The 3642-nt window shown below is 40.8% G+C and carries 4 protein-coding genes; 1 reads left to right on the top strand and 3 read right to left on the bottom strand.

Going from position 1 to position 3642, the window contains the following annotated elements; all coding sequences use genetic code 11:
- The coding region (locus AB7S66_RS12070) for an ATP-binding protein (RefSeq protein ID WP_428520339.1) at window positions 1–571 on the top strand (571 nt) is incomplete at its 5' end.
- Window positions 572–869: 298 nt separating this feature from the next.
- On the opposite strand, the gene AB7S66_RS12065 is transcribed toward AB7S66_RS12070, so the two are convergent.
- From AB7S66_RS12065 to AB7S66_RS12055, 3 genes are read right to left on the bottom strand one after another with little or no spacing between them, the layout of a single operon-like run.
- On the bottom strand, window positions 870–2150 hold the full coding sequence (locus AB7S66_RS12065) for a hypothetical protein (protein WP_428520337.1): 1281 nt from the start codon (window positions 2148–2150) through the stop codon (window positions 870–872).
- Window positions 2147–2629 (bottom strand): hypothetical protein, encoded by a 483-nt coding sequence (locus AB7S66_RS12060; RefSeq protein ID WP_428520335.1) that lies wholly within the window; start codon window positions 2627–2629, stop codon window positions 2147–2149. The genes AB7S66_RS12065 and AB7S66_RS12060 overlap by 4 nt, the downstream gene beginning before the upstream one ends.
- 14 nt (window positions 2630–2643) lie before the next feature.
- Complete coding sequence (locus tag AB7S66_RS12055; RefSeq protein ID WP_117331512.1) at window positions 2644–3153, bottom strand: hypothetical protein; 510 nt, start codon at window positions 3151–3153, stop codon at window positions 2644–2646.
- Window positions 3154–3642 lie beyond the last annotated feature (489 nt).

The following is a 3642-nucleotide window of genomic DNA, read 5'->3' as shown; positions in this document are numbered from 1 at the left end:
ACTTCTGGAACAAATCATCAAGGTATTAGGAAGTTGCATAGGTAGTCCTATTTCCACAAAAAAAATCTGTGATACCATTCAGTCCAATGGAAGGAAAATATCTGTCAATACAGTAGATAGCTATCTTCAGGCATTAACAGAAAGTTACATCTTCTATAAGGCTGATCGCTACGACATCAGAGGAAAAAGTTTTCTCAAGACCTTGGGTAAATATTATATTGTTGACCTAGGATTGCGAAACAATCTCCTAGCTAATGGAGAATCAGATATTGGACACCAACTAGAAAACATAGTATATCTTGAGCTTATCAGGCGTGGTTACAAGGTTTACATCGGTAAGTTAGCTGAGAAAGAGGTTGACTTTGTGGCAACAACAGACAAAGGAATTATGTACTACCAAGTATCGGCAACAGTTCTTGATGAAAATACTTTGAAAAGAGAACTAGCACCACTGCAAGCAATACACGATAACTACCCAAAGATTCTCCTCACAATGGATGAAATCGGATCAGGGAGAAGCCATGAAGGAATTCAGCAGCAATATCTCCTGCAATGGCTTACCTCTGAATGAATACCACCTTTTGCATGCTTCAAACTATTCCAAGAGGCAAGAATCTTGCTTTCAGCCGTCTAACATTGCATTTTTATAGAAGGCGTGATATTCGTTCCGGTTCCTTTCCAGATGTATAGAAGCATATCTACGTTGGTACCATGAATAGGGAAGTCATATCTTTTCATGTCTGATGCCATCGTAAAAGTAGTTGATATGATTCCCTTACAAGGATTTCAGAATACAGTTCTTGGATGTACTCTCTCCTGATGGTTCCAAGAAGGAAATCCAAATAACTACCTGACAAACACCTTTCGGATCAGTAAGAAAATGCCTCAAAGTGAAAATGGTGATGAGGAACACCAAGCTCATTCAATGCATTCAGCACAATTGCCCTCACTGGCATGGAGGAACACAAATAATAGGTATAGTCCTTTGGAGAAACGATGGCTTCCTTGAAGAAATCTGTGGAATAGAGAATTCCATCCTCTTGATATACAAGAGTCCGTATATTCAGATTTGGTGTCATCGCGACAATCTTCTCTATTTCATCTCCAATGAGCAAATCTTCCCTGGTATTCACTGCCAGGAAACATTGTACACTATTCTCTGGTTGGTGGTTTTTCATATCCCTCAACAAACTGAGAATTGGAACAATACCAATCCCAGAACCAATGAGACAAATCTTTCCTTTAGAGTAATCTGGGATGAAATTCCCAAACCCGCCATTTATCTGTGCTATGCTTCCTACCTGCACGTTTGCTGTAGTCTCGGTAAAGTCGCCCAACACCTTGATCCCCAAGGAAATTTCAGGGTCACTGGGACACGAAAGAAATGAGAAAGGATGTTCCTCAGAAGGTAATCCCGGGGTTTTCCATCTGATATAGCCGAATTGTCCTGCCCTATACGTAATACGTTTAGCTCCCTTTGGAACAAATGTCAGAATACTGACATCATGAATCCGCTGGTTATTCTGCAACTCCAAACGAGGAAGCCAAATTTTTCTCAATCGGGAGTACAAAACCAAAAAGCCAACCAGCAAAAGATGAATCAGAGGATATATGGATGCAAATGCATAGCTACTATCAGTCAGCCCGGCATCACGTATGTGTAGGTATCCCAGGAAACCAAGGAGCAGGAATGCATACCCGTGAACTGACTTCAACTGATCATACCGAGCAAGAGAGTCTCGCCCTATCCACTTCAAGATCCTCCGGCGAACATGCCTGACACCTGGAGCATCTATCCATAGAATGGCAGAAAGGTACAACAATGTGAACAATACAAATATCAACCAAGAAAGAAATACTATCTCTTTCCCAATGATCAGCTTATAGAACGCATGCCAATATATGCTTATGATGATGAGGGTACCACTCACTGCATGGAACTTGACCATGCGATCATAGGGAAAGTGTCTCTGTAAAAACGGTAGCTTGATGGTGATGAGAATATGATTGAGGATAAAGTAATAACTGAAAATCGATAAGAAATAATTCACAGAATCCATGACTCCAAAGAAAGGGAGATCTACCATGAAAAGTGTGAACTGAATTCCAGGGATTATTCCATATAGGAAGATAAGCAATAAAATCATCATAACTCCTGTTTGACCTGTATCAATCTGAACAATTCTTCTGTCCATTGCTCATGCATAGCTTGAATGGCACTGTCCCTTTTCTTCCATTGTGTTGCCGCTGAAATTTCATCTACACCACTGGCTGTATCCGCCGATGAAACGGAAGTCATCAGGATATTCTTTCCAATGGAATATAGATTTACTAAGATTATAGCCTGTTTATTTTGACTAGAATTAAGATATGAGGATATCCTTGGATCGGTTCCCGAGGATAGGCCAGAATTGAGAATCACCACTACCTTCTCGTCACCACTAAGGGAGCTTAAATCCGAGGTAAAGGTAAATTTATGGGGAAGTTTATTGCTCTTCGCTTGTTTCTTGATGTAGCTACTTGCTTCCAGATTTGTACTAGACCTATCAAGATATACTACCGGCACTGATGCTGCAAATACTGCGCATGAAATCATAAGGCACATAAGAAGCATAAAAACTCTTTTCATCACATACCTCTCCCTTAGAATAATTGGAATACAATCGAAGCCCCCATTAAGCCAGTACCCAGACCGGCAATGATTGGATGGGCATCAGATTCGCTAACCAGGCTTGCAACCAGTAGCAGTACTCCTCCAGTAACTCCCATCACAATATGGATATTGTCTTTGGTGAACAAACCTTCTGAAGTTGTAAAGCGGTTCCCATAGTTTAAAGCCCCTACCCCAATATTCAATACTGCTGCAGTGGTGGCTGCTCCGCCAAGAAATCCATGGATATCTTCATCCACACCGAGTACCGGAGGAGAAAACAACCCTGCTGCCAAACCCAACAAAACAGAGCTATACCCTAGGACATCATGGGTAGTGGAAAGCATCTGATAACCATCAGGGCCTTGTATATAATTTTTGAATGCCGTTATATCAAGTAACGGAGTCTTTTCTGTACTCGTTGTGTCGGTTCCTTCTGCAAACAATGCCGAAGGAAAGACAAGTATAAAAATAACCAAGTACACGGGAATTTTCTTGAACATAGGACCTCCTTCAGTTGCAGGTTTGTGGACTATAGGGAAAAACCAAATTCCAAGAACATAACACCGTAGTGTTTCCATTGTTAGAACAGGTAATCGATGATGGTCGTAAACCACAACGGATGCAATCGATGAAAAAGTGTCTCAAAAGCGTAACCAAATCAACTTATTGTAAGAGTAATACTATCCCACAGATTGTTGAAAATCAATTTTTATTTACCTAAGATCAATATTTTCGTTTCAAGGAATTCCGTATTCGAATACGGGGTTCCTAGAGAACCATGAATTGAGAACAATCACTTGAATAGTACAGAGCCCCTAAATTGCTGGATTATCGCACCTAGGACTCTTCTTTGCAGCATCTCAGCGTAGCCATTGAATTCTTCAACCGATTGAACTCAGAATCTTGCACATTGATGAAAATACCGATTCGCCCTATTGGGTACTCCCTTTCTATCGTACAGGGACCTGAAATGGTCATACCGGTAAAAA

This window comes from Sphaerochaeta sp. (assembly GCF_050178175.1).
Taxonomy (GTDB): domain Bacteria; phylum Spirochaetota; class Spirochaetia; order Sphaerochaetales; family Sphaerochaetaceae; genus Sphaerochaeta.
The sequence above is the reverse complement of the archived record's forward strand: the minus strand, read 5'-3'. Positions and strand labels throughout refer to the sequence as shown.

Coding starts and splice junctions, on each gene's coding strand:
- AB7S66_RS12060 (WP_428520335.1), bottom strand. CDS start 2,629: ATGAAAAGAGTTTTTATGCTTCTTATGTGCCTTATGATTTCATGCGCA.
- AB7S66_RS12055 (WP_117331512.1), bottom strand. CDS start 3,153: ATGTTCAAGAAAATTCCCGTGTACTTGGTTATTTTTATACTTGTCTTT.
- AB7S66_RS12065 (WP_428520337.1), bottom strand. CDS start 2,150: ATGATGATTTTATTGCTTATCTTCCTATATGGAATAATCCCTGGAATT.